This window comes from Neorhizobium sp. S3-V5DH (assembly GCF_004343065.1).
GTDB lineage: Bacteria > Pseudomonadota > Alphaproteobacteria > Rhizobiales > Rhizobiaceae > Neorhizobium > Neorhizobium huautlense.
This window is the reverse complement of sequence record NZ_SMCL01000011.1, coordinates 23,082-42,832: the sequence shown is the minus strand read 5'-3', so window position 1 is coordinate 42,832 and position 19,751 is coordinate 23,082. Positions and strand designations below refer to the sequence as shown.

At 60.2% G+C, this 19,751-nt stretch carries 16 protein-coding genes; 13 read left to right on the top strand and 3 right to left on the bottom strand.

What is annotated here, in order from left to right:
• The first annotated feature begins 281 nt into the window (after positions 1–281).
• The 12 genes from EDE09_RS16200 (at position 282) to EDE09_RS16145 (ending at position 15,447) form a co-directional block, all read left to right on the top strand.
• Positions 282–2,066, top strand: a complete 1,785-nt coding sequence (locus EDE09_RS16200; protein ID WP_132411684.1) for an IucA/IucC family protein — start codon at positions 282–284, stop codon at positions 2,064–2,066.
• A complete protein-coding gene (locus EDE09_RS16195) occupies positions 2,050–5,064 on the top strand; it encodes an IucA/IucC family protein (protein WP_132411682.1) in 3,015 nt (1,004 codons plus the stop codon). Before EDE09_RS16200 ends, EDE09_RS16195 begins: the two co-directional genes overlap by 17 nt.
• Positions 5,061–6,362: a DUF6005 family protein gene (locus tag EDE09_RS16190; RefSeq protein WP_132411680.1), complete on the top strand. Its 1,302-nt coding sequence runs from the start codon at positions 5,061–5,063 to the stop codon at positions 6,360–6,362. The genes EDE09_RS16195 and EDE09_RS16190 overlap by 4 nt, the downstream gene beginning before the upstream one ends.
• Positions 6,359–7,228, top strand: a complete 870-nt coding sequence (locus EDE09_RS16185) for a sugar phosphate isomerase/epimerase family protein (RefSeq protein ID WP_132411678.1) — start codon at positions 6,359–6,361, stop codon at positions 7,226–7,228. The genes EDE09_RS16190 and EDE09_RS16185 overlap by 4 nt, the downstream gene beginning before the upstream one ends.
• A gap of 186 nt (positions 7,229–7,414) precedes the next feature.
• Positions 7,415–7,930 carry a sigma-70 family RNA polymerase sigma factor gene (locus EDE09_RS16180; RefSeq protein ID WP_132411676.1) on the top strand — a complete coding sequence of 172 codons (516 nt, stop codon included), beginning with the start codon at positions 7,415–7,417 and terminating at the stop codon, positions 7,928–7,930.
• 97 nt (positions 7,931–8,027) lie between these two features.
• Positions 8,028–8,999, top strand: coding sequence for a FecR family protein (locus EDE09_RS16175; protein ID WP_245505162.1), 972 nt, complete (start codon positions 8,028–8,030; stop codon positions 8,997–8,999).
• A 186-nt stretch (positions 9,000–9,185) separates the two neighbouring features.
• Positions 9,186–11,450 carry a TonB-dependent receptor gene (locus EDE09_RS16170; RefSeq protein ID WP_245505161.1) on the top strand — a complete coding sequence of 755 codons (2,265 nt, stop codon included), beginning with the start codon at positions 9,186–9,188 and terminating at the stop codon, positions 11,448–11,450.
• Positions 11,451–11,558: 108 nt separating this feature from the next.
• Positions 11,559–11,852: a DUF2218 domain-containing protein gene (locus EDE09_RS16165; protein ID WP_348631322.1), complete on the top strand. Its 294-nt coding sequence runs from the start codon at positions 11,559–11,561 to the stop codon at positions 11,850–11,852.
• Positions 11,853–11,884: 32 nt separating this feature from the next.
• Positions 11,885–12,784, top strand: coding sequence for a siderophore ABC transporter substrate-binding protein (locus EDE09_RS16160; protein ID WP_132411670.1), 900 nt, complete (start codon positions 11,885–11,887; stop codon positions 12,782–12,784).
• Positions 12,781–13,758 (top strand): iron chelate uptake ABC transporter family permease subunit, encoded by a 978-nt coding sequence (locus EDE09_RS16155; RefSeq protein WP_132411668.1) that lies wholly within the window; start codon positions 12,781–12,783, stop codon positions 13,756–13,758. Before EDE09_RS16160 ends, EDE09_RS16155 begins: the two co-directional genes overlap by 4 nt.
• A complete protein-coding gene (locus EDE09_RS16150) occupies positions 13,751–14,692 on the top strand; it encodes an iron chelate uptake ABC transporter family permease subunit (protein ID WP_132411666.1) in 942 nt (313 codons plus the stop codon). Before EDE09_RS16155 ends, EDE09_RS16150 begins: the two co-directional genes overlap by 8 nt.
• Positions 14,689–15,447 carry an ATP-binding cassette domain-containing protein gene (locus tag EDE09_RS16145; RefSeq protein WP_132411664.1) on the top strand — a complete coding sequence of 253 codons (759 nt, stop codon included), beginning with the start codon at positions 14,689–14,691 and terminating at the stop codon, positions 15,445–15,447. Before EDE09_RS16150 ends, EDE09_RS16145 begins: the two co-directional genes overlap by 4 nt.
• A gap of 103 nt (positions 15,448–15,550) precedes the next feature.
• Here EDE09_RS16145 and EDE09_RS16140 read toward each other — a convergent pair whose 3' ends face one another.
• On the bottom strand, positions 15,551–17,587 hold the full coding sequence (locus EDE09_RS16140; RefSeq protein WP_132411662.1) for an NADH:flavin oxidoreductase: 2,037 nt from the start codon (positions 17,585–17,587) through the stop codon (positions 15,551–15,553).
• A 143-nt stretch (positions 17,588–17,730) separates the two neighbouring features.
• On the opposite strand from EDE09_RS16140, the gene EDE09_RS16135 reads away from it, so the two are divergent.
• Positions 17,731–18,357, top strand: coding sequence for a TetR/AcrR family transcriptional regulator (locus EDE09_RS16135; RefSeq protein WP_132411660.1), 627 nt, complete (start codon positions 17,731–17,733; stop codon positions 18,355–18,357).
• 59 nt (positions 18,358–18,416) lie between these two features.
• Here the strand turns inward: EDE09_RS16135 and EDE09_RS16130 are convergent, their stop codons facing one another.
• Positions 18,417–18,653 carry a DUF6074 family protein gene (locus EDE09_RS16130; RefSeq protein WP_245505176.1) on the bottom strand — a complete coding sequence of 79 codons (237 nt, stop codon included), beginning with the start codon at positions 18,651–18,653 and terminating at the stop codon, positions 18,417–18,419.
• Positions 18,654–18,798: 145 nt separating this feature from the next.
• Positions 18,799–19,728, bottom strand: a complete 930-nt coding sequence (locus tag EDE09_RS16125) for a family 16 glycosylhydrolase (protein WP_132411658.1) — start codon at positions 19,726–19,728, stop codon at positions 18,799–18,801.
• Between the last annotated feature and the right edge of the window lie 23 nt (positions 19,729–19,751).

Here is a 19,751-nt window from a genome sequence, read left to right as displayed (position 1 = left end):
ATGATCGAGAACGAGTTCGTGCCATGAAATCTCATCTTCATGCATTGCAGGGAAGACCAATTCTGCCGCGCTCCTTCTCCGGCCCGGCCTCATCCGCACGAAATCAGAAGCAGTTCGAAGTCTCCATTCTTCGACCGGAAGCCAACAGGGCCAAAACCCGGCAACCGGATCACTGTCGGCACAAGCCGCGCTGAAAGCCCGCAGCCGCCGGCTGTCAACGGGCAAGGCCAAAACGGAGCACCATTGCGTGATCGCTATATGCGCGATGGGGATGGAGAAGCATGCAATCGTCAAGGCAAGCGGCGGAAACGGCGACATTCCAAAGTTTCGCGAACTGCTATCTTCGCGAAGTGAACCCCGGCACGCCCGTCGTGCATCGCACGGCCACCGGAACGGTCGACGGTGTGGAATGGTCGCTGCCGCGTCAGCACATGCTATTGCGCGCGGAGATCGTGTCGGCGTCGATCTGCGGGCCGCAATATTTCGGCAGGCTTTGGTCGCGGGCGATTTCCGAAACCTCCTGGCGTCAGATCGAACCTCTGCCAGCTCTCACGGCTCTCATTCACGAAGCCTACCGCCGAATGGACGGGGGTGAGCGCGATGAGCTGCGTACGTTCGAAGTGGAGCTGCTGGCGCGGGTTTTGGACAGCTATCAGCAGATGCACAATTATATCGAGAGAGCAGAACGGGGATATCGAGAAGAGGATCATTTCATAAACGCCGAACAGTCGCTGGTGTTCGGCCACTGGCAGCACCCGACGCCAAAGAGCCGGCAGGGCATGACTTATTGGCAGCAGGAGAGTTATGCGCCGGAACTGCGCGGGCACTTTCGGCTCCACTATTTCGCCGCCAAGGCAGATCTTGTGCGCCAGGCTTCCGCAGGTGTGCTTCAGACCGACGCAATAGTGCGAGGCCTGCTCGGGCCGTCAAGCGAAAGCCTTCATATTGGCGCTGATGAATGCCTCATCCCCATGCATCCGCTTCAGGCGGAAGCGCTGCTCCTCCAACCCGATATCCAGGCGCTGGAACAGAGCGGCAAGCTGCGGTCCATAGGTCCTCTGGGGCTCCCTTTCACGGCGACTTCCTCGGTACGGACTGTCTACAGCGACGGCGCCGACTGGATGGTAAAATTCTCGCTTCCCGTGCGGATTACCAATTCCGTCCGCATCAATCGTCGCCAGGAGCTCGATGCCGGTGTCGCCATGGCGCGGCTCATGCAGCGCATCCGCCTAGTAGAACGGGTCACCGACTTCCGCGTCATCCACGATTCCGCCTATATCACGCTCGACCTGCCGGATCGCGAGGAAAGTGGCTTTGAGGTCATCCTTCGCGAGAACCCGTTCCGGGGCAAGAAGGGACTGGGCGTCGTCACCGTAGCCGCGCTGACCGCCGATCCCCTCCCCGGCAGGCTTTCGCGATTGGAGCGGATCATCCGCGAACTGGCGGTCAGAGGGGCGAGCGGGGTCTCCGACATTGCGCTCGCATGGTTCAATCGCTACCTCGCCTGCGCCGTCGAGCCGCTGATCCGGCTCTATGACGATCACGGTGTGGCGCTCGAAGCCCACCAGCAGAACAGCCTTCTGGATATTTCGTCAGGCTACCCTTCGGTCAGCTATTACCGCGACAATCAGGGCTTCTATCTCTCCGAGCGTCATCGCGGCCAGCTTGCAGGCCTTGTCCCGGAAACGGAGACGATCGCCTCTCTCTATTTCGCCGATGGTGAAATCCGCGACCGCTTCGCCTATTACCTGATCGTCAACCAGGTGTTTTCCGTCATCAGCCGCATGGGGCATGACGGTCTCTGCGACGAGGGCACGCTTCTTTGCGCGCTGCGCGCGCATCTCGAAGAGTGCGCACGAACCATGCGCGGTGTCGGCAGGGAGTTTGCAAGGCATGTCCTCGATCTTCCGACCATCACCTCCAAGGCCAATCTGACGACCAGGCTGTTCGACGTGGACGAACTGCAATCCAGCGGCAGCACCTCTCTCTATCGCCCCATCCCGAACCCGCTGAGGGTTCCAGCCGCGCTCGCCGCATCGAGGGTTGACCATGCCATTGCCTCTTGAAGAACCGGGCCGGGCCCGCGACCGGGTCATCCGCCAGCTCGTCGCTGCGCTGCTCTTTGAAGGCCTTGTGGAAGCGCGCACCAGCATCAGCAATGGTGAAATGCAATTCGATTGGTCGCTTGGCGGGAAGAGGTTCCGCTGCCGCGGCGAGATCGGGGCGTTCGGACGTATTCGAATCGCGCCGGGTTCCGTCGAGATGCTGGGCTCCGGCAATCATTGGGAACCCGCCCCGCTTTCCGCAATCGTTCCGGATCTGCCCGGGACAGGCGTCACGCGCGGCAGACTGTTCAGGGAACTGGAACAGACGGTCATCTTTTCCGATTGGAACCATGACCATATTCCTCCGAAGGATCGGCGCGGGATGTCCTTTGCGGCGCTGGAAGGCGCGTTGGACGAAGGGCATCCCTACCACCCGTGCTTCCGTGCGCGGCTGGGGTTTTCGCTCGCGGACCACGCGGCCTACAGTCCGGAAGCGGGGCAACCGTTTCAACTTGTCTGGCTGCTGATTGCCCGAAAACATCTCCGCCTTGCGCTTCCGGAACGTGAAGAGGACTTCTGGCTCCGGGAGCTCGGCGAGGAGACATGGGCGGATGTCGAGGCAAAACGGCGGGCGTTACCTTTGCCGGCCGAAGATTTCGGCCTCGTGCCGTTGCATCCATGGCAATGGAAGGATCTCGGTGAAGCCATCGCTGCGGGTTGGATCGCCGCTGGCGAGGCCCATTATCTCGGTGCAATCGGCGATCGGTATACGGCAACTCAATCGGTTCGCTCACTCATCAATCTCGACCGACCGGGGGCGGCGAGCGTCAAGCTGCCGCTGAACATCGTCAACACCTCCTCGCGCCGCACGCTCGAACCGCATTCGGTCTGCACGGCGCCGGTGCTGTCAAGTTGGATCGCCGAGATCATCGCCGGTGACCCGGCGTTTCAGGAACGATACCCGCTTACCATCCTGCAGGAATATGCCGGCCTCATTGCCGATGCCCGCGGGCCGTTCGCCGGCCAGATCGGCGCAATCTGGCGGCAGAATGCTGAAGCGACCTTGCAGCCTGGTGAAGCCGTCGTCCCCTTCAACGCCTTGATGATGATCGAAGGCGACGGCAGGCCGTTCGCTGACGAGTGGATCACGCGTTTCGGCCTGATGCCTTGGATGAACAGGCTCCAGGAGGTTGCCATCCTGCCCGTATGGCATCTGCTCGTCGTGCACGGCATAGCGGTGGAGGCGCATGGCCAGAACATGCTGCTGGTGCATCGCGACGGTTGGCCGGTGCGGCTCATCCTGCGTGATTTTCATGAAAGCGTCGAATTTTCCTCAAGCTTCCTGCGGGAGCCGGACAAGGCGCCGGATTTCCTCTCATTGAACCCGGTCTATCGGGACGCCGAACCGGACCAATATTACTGGACGGACAATCTCGATTCGCTGCGAGAACTCGTCATGGATACGCTTTTCGTGTTCAACCTCAGCGAAATCTCGCATCTCCTCGACGTCTGCTACGGCCTGCCGGAGTTTCGCTTCTGGGAAAGGGTCGAAAAGCTGCTGGCAGCTTACGCGGAGGATTGGCCGGTCCAGAACCGCCTGGCTGAACTCGGACATGACCGCCCGTTCATCCGAACCGAATCCCTGGTTACCCGAAAGCTTCTGGCGCAAAAGCCGGAATATCACCACGAAATTCCGAATGCCCTGGGCCGCGGGAATAACCGAACGAAGGAGAAAGCCATGATCCAGATCGATGGACGGCTCTACGACCGTACCTATTTCGAGGAAGCAGGAGATCGGATCGGCAGGCAGGTCGGCCTTAATGGGGGAAAAGCCGGTCGCTATGCCGTCTGCTTCGGCAACACGGCCGAATGGCTCTCCTTTTTCTTCGCCATCCGCAAGGCGGAAGCCAGTGTGCTGCCGATCCATCCCGGCACGCCTTATCCGGCCGCGCGCAAGCTCGCGATGACCGCAAATTGCGATCGGCTTTTCTATAACAGCCTGACGGCGGAAGTGCTGGAGGCGCAGGAAGAAGCGCTAGGACCTGGCCGGCTGCTGCATATGAGCTCCGGCACGACAGGGGCTGCGAAATGCATCGCCAGAAGCTGGAACGATATCGACCGGGAGGTTAAGAGCTATGTTTCAACCTTCCGCGAGCCGGAAGGCATGACGCCGGTGATCGCCTGCCCGACGACCCATTCCTATGGCCTGATCTGCGGTATCCTTGTTGCCCTCAAACGCGGGCAGGTTCCCGTCGTGGTGGAGACGGGAAACCCGAAACATCTCCTCAAGGTGTTGCGTGAGATCGATCGGCCGCTGCTCTATTCGTCGCCCGCGATCCTTCATACGCTCTCCCGGCTTCTACCGGAGGGGGAAAGGCTTTATGCCGCCATGACATCCGGTACGCTGCTGCCCGACCCATGGTTCACGCAGATCCGCGCGAGGAGCGAGCATCTCTTCCAGCAATACGGCTGCTCGGAATCCGGCTGCATCGCGATCAATCCGGACATGCGCGCCGCCGCGGACATGGGCTTCGTCCTGCCGCACCTTGAAATCTCGACGGGGACAAGCGCCGAAGACGCCGGAGAGATCGTTGTTCAAAGCGACGGCGGCGCGGCGATCCACACCCGCGACCTCGGTTATCGGCGCAAAGACGGCATGCTGGTTTTCATGTCGCGCATGGACGACATGATCAACGTGTCTGGCCTTAACGTCTATCCCGGTGACGTGGAGGACGCGGTGATGGCGATGCCTGATGTCACGGACGCCGTTGCCTTCCGCAAGACCGACCGTTTCGCCGGCGAGCGGGTCGCCCTCCTCTACAGCGCCAGCCGGCCCGTGTCGTCGCGGGACATCCGCGAATGGTGCAGCCGCCATCTCGCAAGCCACCAGTTGCCCATGGAGATGGTCCAGGTCGGCGAGATTCCCCGCCAAGCCAACGGCAAGATCAGTCGCCGCGACGTCGCGGCCCGCCATGCTGCGGGCGAGTTCGCAGTTCTCGGAGCAGGAGTTGTCTCATGAATCGCGACGAAATTCTGGAAGCCGTCCGTACGGTGCTTTCCGAGCAGATGGCTCATCCGCATATGCAGGGCTTTGCCCCGGAAGCCCGCCTCAACGAGGATCTCTATCTCGATTCCGTGCTCATCCTGCAGATATTCCTCAATCTCGAGCTGGAATACGGGCTTGCCATGCCGGAAGAGGCAATCGCCCGACAGGAACTCGCCACGGTGGCCGATCTTGTCGCGCTCTATACGCCAAAAACCGCCATTCCGTCATTTCCGATGACCGGTGGATCCACGGATGAAGGCGTCCATGGCGAGGCCTATTATGACATCAAGGTTCATTGCTTCGTCAGTTGCGTCTGCGACGGGCTGAAGCGCAACGGCCTCGATCACAGGCCTTTTTACTTTGGCGTCTGGGACGCAAAGTTCACGATCAGCGATCGGTTCGAGCTTCTCTACCATTCGCCGGAAATCACCCAGGATTTCTTCCGCGACTGGTTCTCCCGACTTTACCGGGTCCCGATCCGTGAATGGTACGATCCGAGGGTATCCAAGCTCGAAAATCTCGCGACTCTCATCGAACTCGTCGAAACCCGCCCTGACACCGGCTCGGTCATGGTGATGCTGGATATGTTCCACCTTCCCGAGCGCGAGAACAAGTTCAACCAGAACCCCTTCCCTCACTACCTGATGCTGCAGAAGACCACGGATCCGGGAAAATGGTTCGTGCACGATCCGGACTATCGTTGGGAAGGAGAGATCGAACGGGAGAAGGTGATCCACGCGATCCAGCAGCCGACCGTAGGCGGCGGGTACGTTTTCGACAACGCGCTCGCTCGGCAGCCGGAGCCAGACGACTTGAAGGCCTATTTCGAGGCTTGTTTCGTCGCCCACCGCAACCCGCTCGCAGATGCGGTTCGCGCCATCGTCACGGCGCATCTTGAGGGCCGCGACGGACTAAGGCTCGCCGAACTGGCCTTGGCGGTTCGGGAATTGCCGGTGATCACCATCCGCAAATATGCCTATGAGCACGGCTTCGCCTTTTTCTGGCGCGCCCTGAAGCTTCCAGCCGCCGAGTTCGAGACCTGGTGCGAGGAGATCGAGGCGCTCGTCCAGGCTCTGAAGAACCTGCACTATGCCTGCATGAAGCTTGCTCAGACGGAGGACCGAGCCCAGTCCGACGCTGTCTTCGAGCGGATTGCCGAGGCTGACCGGCTGGAACGCAAGCTGAAAGATTGTCTGGGGGAGGTCTTTGCAATGTGGTGCGGTCAGCAGGAAGCAGACACTGCCCCGGACCTGAAGAGGGCAATGGCATGAAACTGTCCATCTGCAGCATCAGCTTCCGCCATCACCTGATGTCGCTCGGTGAAATGGCTGCCTGGGCGCGATCAGCCGGCTTCCAGGGCATCGAACTTTGGGGCGTGCATGCCCGCAATCTTGCCGCTCATCCCGAGCGGAATGGCGCTTGGCTTGAGGACTATGGCCTATCCGTGCCGATGATCAGCGACTACCTGCCGCTCGATGCGGATGCGCGCTCGGTGCGGCAAAAGACGAACGAACTTTGCCAATTGGCCCGAAATTGGGGAACTTCGAAGATAAGGACCTTTGCGGGCAGCACGGCAAGCAAAATGGCTTGCGCCGAAGAACGAAGCCTGATTGCGGACCGGCTGCGCGACGTTTGCGACGTCACGGCAAATTACGGGATTTATCTGCTTGCGGAAACCCACCCGAATACGCTTGCGGATACCTCTGCCTCGACGCTGCAACTGATCTACGAGGTGGACCATCCGTTCTTTGCCATCAACTTTGACGCGCTGCATGTCTGGGAGGGCGGAGACGATCCGGTTGCCATACGCCAGCGGATGGGCGCCGCGATACGCCACTATCACCTGAAAAACGTCCGTCATCGCAAGGATCTCGGCGTTTTCGAGCCTGCCAACGTCTACGCGCCAGGCGGCGACCGCCGCGGGATGACATCTCTGTTCGAAGGCGCTCTCGACTATTCTCGTTTTCTCTCCGATCTTATCGGGGATACAGGTGCCGAAGCCTCGTTGGAATGGTTTGGAGACGACTGCCTGGAAATGCTGCGCAACGACTTGACGAAGGTACGGCAATTGGCAAGCAGGCAACCCAAGAGCGCCTCAAACCACCATCGTCTTGAGGCAAGCCTCCCGAATCTCTGATCCCCCTCGTGCTACCCAGAAGCGCGCCGCTTTGGCGATCTCAGCGACGCTGCATAATATGACTATTGTTATCATGTTTTTGATGCTAGATGGACCCGCGAGCGCGATAAAGCGTGCTCGCGGCGCAGGCTCAGATACATCCGAAGCTGCGTCCGGTCTTCTACGGGGCACCTGACAAGCCGATCAATGACGCTGAAAATTGACGATCGACATAGTCTTTACCTAACCCATCGCCCCGCGCTGGTCGACTATGCAGCGCGCATTCTCGGCTCACGCGAGGCAGCAGAGGATATTGTCCAGGAGGCTTATCTGCGATTGGCGCCCGGTAAGATGACGGGTGAAACGGCGCGGCAGACGATTGCCTATCTCTATCGAATCGTTCGCAATCTTTCCTTCGACGTCTTGAAACGCCGCAAGATCGAATATCGGGGGCAAGCCAACGAGGCGCCGTTCTGGACAGTGCCGCAGCCTGTCGAAACACCGGAACAGACGGTCATGTTCTGCGACGAAGTTCGCATTGCCGCCGAGGTGCTCAACTCGCTGCCGAGCGAGATTCGCACTGCGGTGGAGATGTATCGCTTCGGCGGGCATACGCTTGATAGTATAGCACAACATCTCGGTATCTCGGTGGCGACCGCACACCGGCATGTGCGCACAGCCATGATGAAGATCGCCACGGCGCTCGACAGAAAAACTATCTGAAACCCACATTGCGCGAAAAATCCGGACCGATCGATCGTTCCTACGAAAGGAAAGAAATTTCGGGTACAAGCAGCGAGATATCCGAAGCAGGTACGACTTGACGCGGCACGACGAGACAGACGAGAGCATTCTGGAAGAAGCCATGGACTGGTTCCTGCGCTTGCGCGAGCCGTCTCGTTCACCCGCTGACCAGCGCGATTTCGCTGCCTGGCTCCACCGGTCTCCGGCGCATCGCAATGCCTGGATGAAAGCGTGCAAGACCTGGTCGCTGATGGGCGCGACCAAGCCTGCCGACGAAAGGCGCTCGCACGAGACGAGCCGAACGACAGTGCCTCTCCCCCGCCGGCGAAGTGCTTGGGGGACCACAGCGGCGCTCGCACTGGCGGCCTGTCTTGTGCTGGCTTTCGCCGGCCCCCCGCTTCTCCTTCACTACCGGGCGGATTTCACGACAGGCACAGCCGAGCTGCGCAAGATCACGCTGGAGGACGGCACGGTGGTCCAACTCGGCCCGAGGAGTGCGATCGATACGGCCTTCACCAAAGGCACACGTAGCGTGACGTTGCTCGCAGGCGAGGCCTTTTTCGACGTCAAGCACGATCCGGCGCGGCCTTTCACAGTCGATGCCGCAGGCGTCAAGGTCACGGTGCTGGGCACGGCATTCGACGTTAACATGAAACCGGGAGATACGACCGTCGAGCTTATGCGAGGCGTGGTCGGTCTCACGGTCAAAGGAGCCGCACATCCGTTCGAGCTGTCGCCCGGCGATTCCGTCACCGTCGGTCATCGAGAAGGCCGGATATCGCGCAGCCGGATTGCACCCGAGGACATGGCGGCCTGGCGAAACGGCCGCCTGTTCGTTAACGACGTGAGCATCGCGTCGGTGGTCGAGGAATTGCAGCGGTACCATTCGGCGTGGATCAGCATTCCAAGCGCAGAGCTCGCCGATCGCCGCGTGACAGGACTCTACGATCTCTCGGACCCGGACCGGGCGCTCGAAGCGCTCGTCCAGCCGTTCGGCGGCAAGATGCACCGTATTTCGCCCTACCTGCGCGTGCTTGCCCTCTTCTAGGCTGTTAAACTTTCATAAAAATTTTCGCAAGCGGTGAAAAAACCGCCGTCTGCAGTCGTCTCTACCCTGAAACGCTGGCCGGGGGGCTTGGCGAATAGTTTATAACAGGAGACGGGGCGGATGGGCTTTCCGGCAAGTAGGGTTTTGTGTGGAGCGGAGACCAGGGGCAGGAACAGGGCGTTCGCAGTGCGCTTGTTGGCAACGGTCACCGCCGCAGCGATTGCCGCAAGCTCGATCATCGTCAGCCCTGTCCTGGCACAGACAGCGACGCGCAGTTTCGATATCCCGGCTCAGCCGCTGGCCTCGGCTGTCAATGCTTTCGGCCGTCAATCAGGGCTGCAGGTTACGCTCGCCGCCTCGACCTCGCGCGGCATCAATGCCAAGGCGGTCAGCGGCAACCTCACTCCGGATCAGGCGCTCGCTCGCATGCTGGCCGGTACCGGGGTCAACTATCGGATCGCCAACGGGACTGCCGTGATCGGCGCTCAGGCGTCTTCTGGCGGCGACCTCCCGGTCGAAGGCGCAACCACGCTCCGACCAATCGTTCTGCAAGGACAGACGGGTGCGGAAGGTAACGTGGGCGAAACGGTCATCGGTCCGGAGCAGCTGGAACGGATCAATCCGATCGACATTGCCGATGTTTTCCGTGAAGAGCCCGGCGTGCAGGTGGGCAGTTCGCTGCCCATGTCCCAGAAGGTCTATGTCCATGGTGTTGAGGAAACCAATCTCGCGGTCAGCATCGACGGCGCGCGCCAGAACAACAAGGTCTTCCACCACAATGCCACCAACCTGATCGACCCCTCGATCCTCAAGGCGGTCGACGTCGATGCCGGCATCGCGCCGGCCGATGCCGGCCCCGGCGCGCTTGCCGGCTCAATCAACTACGAGACCAAGGATGCGATCGACCTTTTGGCGCCTGACCAATCGATCGGCGGCTTCGTCACCTCCACCTACAATTTCAACAGCGACACCGTCACGACGGGCCTTTCCGCCTATGGCAAACACGAAGGCTTTGAGTTCCTGGGCTATTTCACCTTCGGTAAGGGTGACGAGTTCGTCGGTGGAAACGGCGAAGAGGTCCGCGGCACAAAAACAGACCTTTTAAGCGGCCTGGGCAAGATTGCCTATGAAACCGATGACGGGCACCGCTTCGAAATCAGCCACGACCGGATCGTTGACGATGCCGCTCGCCCATTCCGGCCGAACGTCGGTTCCATTCCGAGCCGTCCGGCCTGGGAACCGCGTGTTCGCGATATCCGGATAGACCGCCAGAATACGGTCCTTACCTACACTGACACATCCCCGGAAGGTTGGTGGGATCCGACGTTCATGCTCGCCTACAGCAAGACCGAGGTGGATACGCTTGGTTACTCATGCCCTCGAGGCTGCCCTGCCCCATCGATTCCGATAACCTATCCGTCGATCGGCGAGACATCGAGCTTCAACGGAAAATTCCAGAACAAGTTTTCCTTCGACATGGGCAATATCGTGGCGGGTGTCGACTTCTACAGCGATCGCGCCAAGCTCGATGCGGAGAGTGCAGTGCTCCGCTTCTCCGATTCGGGCCGAGAGAAGGCCACCAATGTCGGCATCTTCGCCCAGGCGCGATTGGAGCCTTGGGAGCGGACGCGGCTTTCCTTCGGAGCACGGGCAGATCACCAGTGGTTCACCGGCGTCGACGGCTCCGAGTTCGACAATGGCGGGCTGAGCGCCAACATTTCCGGCGAGTACGACCTGACCGATTTCCTGACCGCCAAAGCCGGTTTCTCGCATGTCTGGGCAGGCATTCCGCTCGCTGAGAACTTCATCATCAATCCCGCGTGGGACTATGGGTCGGATGGACCGGACGTCGTCACCGCCAACAACTACATGTTCGGCCTCGAAGCCAACTACGAAGGTTTCACGGCCGAGGGCAGCATTTTCCGGACCGACATTTTCAACGCCCGCGACGCCAGCTACAGCCCGGCCGCCGGTGGAGCCGTCATCAGCCGCGACGTGGAGTCCAGGGGCTTCGAGATCGGCCTCGGCTACGAGTGGACCAGCAGCTACGTGAAGGTCAAATATGCCCATATCGACGTCGATATCGACGGCGCCCCGGCCGATACCGATGCGGGCAACTATCTGGCAACTCCCGTCGGCGACATCATCACCGTCACGGCTGCACATACATTCGCCGACTGGGGCCTGACCATCGGCGGCGATATCGAGCTTGCCCCGAAATACGACCACGTTGCGGCGGGTATGCCGGATTACAAAGCCTATGAGGTCGTCAATCTGTTCGCCGAATGGAAGCCGGAAACGCTGCCGAACTTCAGCTTCCGGGCCGAGATGAAGAACATCTTCGACGAGACCTATGCCAATCGGGCCACCTATGGCCAGGAGTTTGGGACCGTTAATCCGCTCTATGAACCAGGCCGCAGCTTCCTGCTGACCGCGAAGGCTACATTCTAGGCGGGTGATCGCTGTTCACGTCGGCGTGTAGCGGCGGCCTTTCCGGTTGCCGCCATACGCGCTTCGCGATAAGTGGAAGATAATAGTCATATTAAGGAGCGACCGTTGGTGCAGGCAATCGCAGAATGGCAGACCGAACACGGCGCGAAATATCTCGTCCAGCTCTGCAAACATTTCGCCCACAAGATCGAGACCACCTATTTCGAAACCCGTGGCGAATGCCGCTTTTCCTGCGGAACCGCTGTGTTGGACGCCGATCCCGAGAGGCTGAAGATCGTGGCGATCGCGGCGGACGACGAGCAGCTCTCGGAAACGGAATCGGTGATCGAGAGGCATCTGGTTCGCTTTGCATTCCGGGAAAACCTGGAAGCGTTGCAATGGCAGGTTCAGGATAACGGCTGAGACGCCAGGAACGACGGGGACATGGTGAGGCGATGAATCTCGGGATGATCGCGGCGGCGGCCGCTTTTGCTTTTTCTGCGCTGTCGGCGCATGCGGCCGATATCAACACTGCCAAAGGTCCTGTTACCATCGCGAGGACACCGGAAAGGATCGCGGTCTTCGATATCGCCGCCATCGACACGCTTGACCGGATCGGCATCAAGCCGGCCGGCGTGCCGGAAAATCTCTATCTTTCGCCGTTGAAGACTCTCAAGCAGGATGCGGAAGTCGTCGGCGACCTCTTCGAGCCGGATCTCGAGGCGCTGAGCGTGCTTTCGCCCGACCTCATCATCGTCGGTGGACGATCCTCTACAAAAGCGGATGCTGCTGCCAGGGTGGCGCAGACCATCGACATGACGATGGATGGCGACGATCTGGTGGCCGAGGCCAAGGAGCGGCTGGCCGCGTATGGCGCTCTTTTCGGCAAGCAAGTGGAAGCCGAAAGGGCTGCAGGCGAGCTGGACGAACAGATCAAGGCCGCAAAGGCAGCCGTCGCCGGCAAGGGCAAGGCGCTCATCATCATGACCAATGGACCGAAGGTGACGGCCTATGGTCCCGGCTCGCGCTTCGGCTGGGTGCATGCCGCGCTCGGCCTGCCGCCGGCCGTTCCCGACGTAAGGGCGGCGGACCATGGCGAAGCGATATCCTTCGAGTTCATCAGCAAGGCCAATCCCGATTGGCTGCTGGTTCTGGATCGCGCCTCGGCGATAGGTTCCGGCGAACAGGGCGCCAAAGCGACGCTTGACAACGAACTGGTCGCCCAGACGACCGCGTGGAAGAAGGGACAGGTCGTTTATCTGCCGGCCGCGGAATTCTACATCGCCGCCGGCGGGATCCAGTCGATGCAGCGCGTGCTGGCAGCCATCGCCGAGGCCTTTGCCGCCGCCAGATGAATACAGCCGCTCGCCAGAACCCGTCACCTATCGGATTGGCCGCGGGTTTCGTACTTGCGGTTCTCGTCATGTTGAGCCTGTTCGTCGGCGTCATCGACATGCCCTTTCGGCGAGTGTTTTCCGACGCCGGGGCGCTGGAACTGCTGCTAATCAGCCGCCTGCCGCGAACGCTGGCGGCTCTGCTTGCCGGATCGGGTCTGGCGATCGGCGGCCTCATCATGCAGACGCTCGCCCGCAACAGTTACGTCGAGCCCTCGACAGCCGGTACTGCACAGAGCGCCGAACTTGGCGTGCTTCTCGTCACGCTGCTGTGGCCTTCGGCAAACCTCTTCATAAAAAGCATCGTCGCGACCACGACCGCGCTTCTCGGTACGTCGATCTTCCTGATGACGGCGCATCGGCTGCCGCCGACCCAACCCTTTCTGGTTCCCCTGTTCGGCATCGTCTATGGCGGCGTCATCGGGGCAGCGGTTACCTTCGTCGCCTGGCAGGCCGACCTGCTCCAGTATCTCTCAGTCTGGACCAACGGAGATTTCTCCGGGGTGCTACGCGGGCGGTATGAACTATTGTGGGCCGCCGCGGCCATGCTGGTGGTCGCATGGATGATCGCCGACCGATTGACGATCATGGCGATGGGCCGCGACGCCAGTATCGGGCTTGGCATCGATTATTCCCGCATGCTGCAACTCGGTCTCGTGATTGTCTCCGTCCTCTCGGCCCTTAGCACCGTGATCGTCGGAATGATCCCCTTCGTCGGCCTCGTCGTACCAAATATCGTATCCCGGCTGATGGGCGACAACCTGCGCGGTACGCTGCCCGTCGTCGCCATGAGCGGTGCGATCCTGGTGCTTGGCTGCGACATCCTCGGCCGGCTGATCCGCTATCCCTACGAAATACCCGTCGGTACGGTCGTGGGCTGCGTCGGCGGCGGCGTCTTTCTCTGGCTTCTCTTTCGACGGCCGGCCCATGCCTGACCGTCGGCTCCTTTGTCTCGGCGCGGCCGCGATTGTCTGCATCGTCGCCTATATGACAATCGGACTGCGCGGCAATATCGGCTTCGTGCTCTTACTGCGCGCAACGAAACTCGCGGCCCTGCTGCAGGTCAGCCTGTCCATCGCCCTGTCGACGGTGATCTTCCAGACGGTGACCAACAACCACATCCTGACGCCCTCGATCATGGGGCTCGACGCGCTCTATCTGTTCGGGCAAATGCTGCTCGTGTTTCTGCTGGGCGGGCTCGGCTACTCGGCGCTCGATCCCCAGCTGAAATTCGCCGGCGAAGTGATGCTGCTCATGGGCCTGGCGACCGCTCTCCTGCTGCCGATGCTGAGGCGCCGCACGGATATGGGGCTGATGCTGCTTGCGGGCGTCATCTTCGGCATCCTTTTCCGCAGCCTGCAATCACTCTTGGCCCGCCTTGTCGATCCCAATGACTTCGCCGTGGCACAGAGCGCGAGCTTCGCCAACTTCAACGATGTCCGCACCGACGTGCTGATCTTTGCAACAATTCTGACCGCCGTGGCCGCGGTGATCGCCTGGCGGGCGCGGCATCTCCTGGACATCGTGGCGCTCGGCGCCGACAGCGCGACCGGACTTGGGGTCGCCTGGGCGAGAACGGTCGCCGGCCTTCTACTGCTCGTCTCGTCGCTGGTAGCCGTATCAACCGCACTGGTCGGGCCGATCGCCTTCTTTGGTCTCCTGGTCGTCGCCATCGCGGAGCGGGTTGTCGATAGCCGGCGCCATAGCATGCTGATGCCTGCAGCGGCCTTCACCGCCGTGATCATCCTCGTCGGCGGCCAGACATTCTTCCAGCATGGGCTCGACAACAGTTCCACGCTCGGTGTCGTCATCGAATTCGCCGGCGGCCTTGCCTTCCTCATTCTCCTCTTCCTCGGGAGCCGCAGATGATCCGGGTGGAAAAAGTCTCGCTGAAACACGGTTCGACGAGGATCCTGCACGATATCTCGCTCGAGATCCCGAAAGGCGGCATCACCGCGCTGATCGGTCCAAATGGGGCTGGCAAGTCCTCGCTCCTCTCGCTGATCGCGCGGCTTCAACCGCTGCAGACAGGAAAGATCAGCGTCGAAGGCTTTCCGGTCGACATGACACCGAACCGGGATCTCGCGAAGATCATCGCGATCCTGCGTCAGGACTCGATCGTGACAAGCCGGCTGCGTGTCCGCGAACTCGTCGGTTTCGGCCGTTTCCCGCATGGACGCGGCCGGTTGACGGAGGAGGACCAGAGGATCATCGACCAGTCGCTGCAGCAATTCGACCTGACCGATCTTGCCGGCCGGTTCATCGAGACCCTGTCCGGCGGGCAACGTCAACGGGCCCTCGTCGCCATGGCTTTCGCGCAAGGTACCGACTATCTGCTCCTCGATGAACCGCTTAACAATCTCGACATGTATTTTGCCCGTGAGCTGATGCGGTCGCTGCGCAAGATCGCCGATGGCAAGGGCAAAACCGTCGTCATCGTGCTGCACGATATCAACCAGGCGGGGGTCTATGCGGACCGCATCGTGGCGATGAAATCCGGCCGCATCATTGCCGATGGCCCGCCCTCAGGACTGCTCACCCCGGAAACGCTGCATACCATCTTTGGATTCGGGATGCGGGTGGAAACGATCGACGGCATTCCGATCGTGGTGCATCTTCGTTAAGCAGCCATTCCCGAAGCCTGACAATTCCACCGGCCTGGGACGCGTTCAAGATACTGATGCTAATCGGGAGTCGCTTTCAGATCTTCACTCGCTCCGGCTACTCTCAGATGTCCTTTGCCAGCCGCAGCGCATCATATATGGCAGCATGCGTATTGCGGGCCGCCACCGCATCGCCGATGCGGAAAAGCTGATAGGAGCCAGACGCGTTGCGTTCGATCGTTTGCGGTGCGCCGGAAAGCAGCTCGTCATAGGAGACCTCGCCCAGGTTTTTCGAACCGGGCTTCAGCTCGAAGTATAGATCATCCAAGGGAATGGTCCCGTGATTGACGACGATCTGATCAACCATCCGCTGCCTGGAAACCCCGACGTAGTCACTGCCGATGTGGGCGATGAGCTGGTTGCCACGCCTCTCCGCCGCTTCCAACCGATAGGTGACCGTGAAAGTCACGTCGAGCTTTTGAAGCGACCGCATATAAGGCACAAGGTTCATCGCCATGACCTCCGGAGCGAATGAACGGTCCGGCGTCATGATCTCGACCTTGCCGCCCGCCTTGGCGATAAATTCTGCGGCCTGCAGCCCTGCATGGTCACCCGCGTCGTCGAAAACGAGCACGTTGATGCCGGGCTTCACGTCGCCCGAAATGATATCCCAGGAAGAAACGACGAGTTCGTTGCCCTTCGAAAGCACCTCGGTATGCGGCAGTCCGCCGGTTGCGATGATGACAATGTCGGGATTTTCCGCCGCAACCGTGTCCGCTTCCGCCCAGGTGTTGAAATGGAAGGTGACGCCGAGCTTTTCGCATTGGCTCATCCGCCAGTCGATGATGCTGATCATTTCCCGCCGACGTTCGCTCTGCGCCGTCAACCGGATCTGGCCGCCTGGATCGTTCGCCGCCTCGAAAACCACGACGTGATGGCCACGTTCGGCCGAAACGCGTGCGGCCTCCAGGCCTGCCGGCCCTGCCCCGACGATCACCACCTTCTTGCGCAGGGCGGCTTTTGGAATGGTGTGCGGCATGGTCTCCTCGCGACCTGTCGCGGCATTATGGATGCAGAAGGCCATGCCGCCCTGGTAAATGCGGTCGAGACAGTAATTCGCGCCAACGCAGGGACGGATGTCGTCTTCCCGCTTCTCGATGATCTTTCGCACGATGTGCGGGTCGGTCATGTGCGCACGCGTCATGCCAACCATGTCGACCTTGCCCGCCGCAATGGCATGACGCGCTGTGGCGACGTCGGGGATTTTCGCGGCATGAAAGGTCGGGAAGTTCGTGGCCGCGCGGATCTCGCCGGCGAAATCGAGGTGCGGAGAGTTCGCCATTCCCTGGATCGGGATAACGTCCGTCAGGCCGGGATCCGTATCGATATGGCCGCGGATGACGTTCAGGTAATCGATCAGCCCGCTGTCCTTCAGACGTTTCGAAATCTCGATGCCGTCAGCTTGTCCGGTACCGCCCGGAAGACATTCGTCGGCGGTGTATCGGACACCGAGAATGAAATCGTCGCCTACCCTTGCGCGGATCGCCTTGAAAACCTCCAGACAGAAGCGCAAGCGGTTTTCAACGGATCCGCCATAGGGTGCATCAAGCTCATTTGTGAGCGGGGAAACGAACTGATCGATCAGGTGGCCATAGGCCTCCAGCTCGACGCCGTCCATCCCGCCTGCCTTCATGCGCTCGGCCGCATCAGCGAAGTCCTTGACGATGCGCTCGATATCCCAATCTTCGAGCTTCTTCGGGAAGGCGCGGTGCGCAGCCTCGCGATGATGGGAGGGGGCCACGACCGGCAGCCAGTCACCCTTGTCCCAGCGCGTGCGGCGGCCGAGATGGGTGAGCTGGATCATGATCGCTGCCCCCTCCTCGTGCACGGCATCGGTCATCTGCCGGATCCACGGTACGATTTCGTCCTTGTAGGCGAGCAGATTGTTGAAGACCGGGGGGCTATCCTTCGACACAGCGGCGGAACCCGCCGTCATGGTCAATGCCACGCCGCCCTTCGCCCGCTCGACCGTATAGGCCCGGTATCGCTCCTTCGGCATGCCGTCCTCCGGATAGGCCGGCTCGTGCGATGTCACGATGATACGGTTGCGCAAGGTCAGATGCTTCAGCTTATAGGGCTGAAGGAGTGGATCGTTCGACATGCGCGGGCTCCGGCCTAGGGATGTTCGCGCAAAGTTAGGTGGGAATGTACATATATGTCAACGATGAAAACAGTAGTGTCTTTTGCCTGGGCAGATATGTACATTCGGCTTGTAGCTCTCGCTTGGATTGGTTAGGAGGATTTATGGATCAAGCGACAAGTGACAGCGGCTGGCGGGGCTCCTACGAGGGGTGGCTCGAAGCTGCCTACGTTTCTCTGCTCGAGTCCGGTGTGGATTCGGTGAAGATCCTGCCGCTTGCAAAACGGCTCAAGCTTTCCCGGACGAGCTTCTATTGGTTCTTCAAGGATCGCGAAGAGCTGCTGTCCGCGCTGATCTCGCGCTGGCGAGAGAAGAACACCGGCAACCTTGTGAAGCAATCCGAGGCCTATGCGGAGACACTCGCCGAAGCGATGCTGAACGTCTTCGACTGCTGGCTGAACAAGGAGCTTTTCGATTCCCAATTCGAATTTGCCGTCCGCAGCTGGGCGCTTCAATCGCCCGAGATCCTGGCTGACGTGCAGCAGGCCGACCAGGTGAGAATGGAGGCGCTCAGCCGAATGTTCATGCGGTTCGGTTGCGACGAAGGGTCCGCGGATGTTCGCGCGAGAACGACCTATCTGGTACAGATCGGATATATCTCCATGCAATCCAGGGAGGACATCACCCTGCGCATGAAACGCATCCCCGGATACGTCGCGATCTATACCGGCCAGGCGCCCCAGCAGCGGGAACTCGACCGCTTTTTCGCCCGGCATGGCTACAGACAATAGCCCCCGCGCCGTAAAGGGAGGTCAAGACGACCGATCAAAGCGGGAGATGCAATCGTCGTTCATGATCCCGATGCGGCTGCAGCGTATTCCTTCTGCAGTTCCAGCTGCACCGCATTCATGAAGAGGCTCGCCTGATGGGAGATTTCTTCCACAGATGCGCCTTGCGCTGAGAGTTCCGCGGAAAAAAGCGTCATTTCCGATCGCCAGAAAAGGTTTGCTTCTTGGCCATGGAGTGTCCGAAGGGCTTGCGCGCAACGTCTCACTTCGGCCGCCCGCCGGTCGGCGGGGAATTGCATCAGGGTCATGCCGTCTCCGTCATTGCCAAACGAATCGCTTGGTGTGGCAGAAGACTGGCCGCCAGTCCTTCACAAAAAGTGAACCTGCCCATCGGTCAGCCGATCGTAACCGTCGAGGCGATCCAGGGAGCCGGAAATGTCGATCCTACAAAAACACCTTGAAGTAATCGACGCGCATTTCCGTCAACCTGTCCTCATCCTTCAATGGCTGCGGGAAAGGCACGTCGGTGCGCAGGGCGAGCGTCAAAAGCGGCCAGAAGATGTCATGTTCATCGTTGAGTTGACCTGAGCGGGTCAACCGCCAGTCGGCAGGCCTGCCCGTTTTCTTGTCGATCACCGGCTTGCGTTCAAAGAAGGGAACGCAACGGCTGTCATCGATGAGCATGCCGTAGCGATAATATCCTTTTGTCATGTCCACCGGTGTATCGACGCCGGTACTCCTGCTGTTTTCTCCCGGCTGTCCCCATTCGTGCATATAGGTTCCGTAGACAGTCGGCTCCCATCCCTTATGCTCCACAATGTCCAATTCGATGCTGGTCTTGGGGGCCAAGATGCTCTTGCCGTTCAACATCCAGAAGGCGGGCCAACTGAGGGGATGCCGTGGAAATATCATGCGGGCTTCAAAATAGCCGTTGCGCCATCCTTTGAGGATCGTGCCGTCTTTCATCGCCATCTGAAGATTGCCGGAAATCCACTGGAACTCTGCTAATGTATTTCCGTAGTATTTCCGGACGTTCATCGTGCGACCGATGTATTTTGCCGATAATTTTAAAGCTTTGCCGCGTTCTGCGACGGGGTCGTCGACGATGGCATAGGGATCAAAACCCTCTTCGCCGCCTTTTTTGGCGAAGGCCGAGCGCCCATAAAAGCCGGTGTCGGATGTGGTTGCCTTCGGGCCTGCGTTCCAAATTGACCAGTCAAGCGTCTCGAAATTGTCTTCGAAGACGAGTTCGCGCCCCAGCGTAGGATCGTCATCTTTTTCAGCTGCGATTAGCTTCCCAGCACAGGCCAGATCGCATCCGATAAACGCTGCGCCATGTTTCAGGAGACTGCGCCGCGACAATGAAGGCAACATGGCTGATCTCCCTGGTTGAAATG